At 79.4% G+C, this 578-nt stretch carries 1 protein-coding gene; it reads left to right on the top strand.

What is annotated here, in order from left to right:
• Window positions 1–578: DUF2125 domain-containing protein (locus tag HMPREF0731_RS22735; protein ID WP_040614582.1), on the top strand; the 578-nt coding region annotated here is incomplete at both ends.

The following is a 578-nucleotide window of genomic DNA, read 5'->3' as shown; positions in this document are numbered from 1 at the left end:
TGCCCCGCCTGCTGGCCGGGCTGGTCCTGCTGCTGGCCGCGCTGCACGGCCTGGCCTGGTTCCTGATCGCCGGCCGGCTGGAGCAGGAGGCGCTGCGCTGGGCCGAGGCGCGCCGCGCCGAGGGATGGCGGATCGAGCATGGCGCGCCGCAGCGCGGCGGCTGGCCGCTCGCCGCCAGCGTCACCCTGCCCGAGCCGCGCCTGTCCCTGCCCGAGGGCCTGTCCTGGCAGGCCGGGGCGCTGCGCCTGTCGCTGCGCGCCGGGGCCTCCTGGGACCGGCTGAGGTTGGAGCCGGAGGGCGCCCAGGCGCTGCGCCTCGGCCCCGTGGACCTGCCCTACACCGCTGCCCGGGTGGCGGCCGAGATCCCGCTGCGCGCGCCATTCCAGGGCGTGCCGCTGCGGGCCGAGGCGCTGCGCCTCGGTCCGCCCGGCGAGACGCTGGAGGTGGAACAGCTGGACGGCACGCTGCTGGCCGGCGGCGACCCGCGGGCCGTGCTTCTCTCGGCCAGCGGGCTGCTGCTGCCGGCGCCGACCCCGCTCGGCCAGCGGATCGAGGCGGCGACGCTGGACGCCGCCCTG

Source organism: Pseudoroseomonas cervicalis ATCC 49957, assembly GCF_000164635.1.
Classification (GTDB): Bacteria; Pseudomonadota; Alphaproteobacteria; order Acetobacterales; family Acetobacteraceae; genus Pseudoroseomonas; species Pseudoroseomonas cervicalis.
Note: the sequence above shows the minus strand (reverse complement) of the source record. Positions and strands in the feature narration are given on the sequence as shown.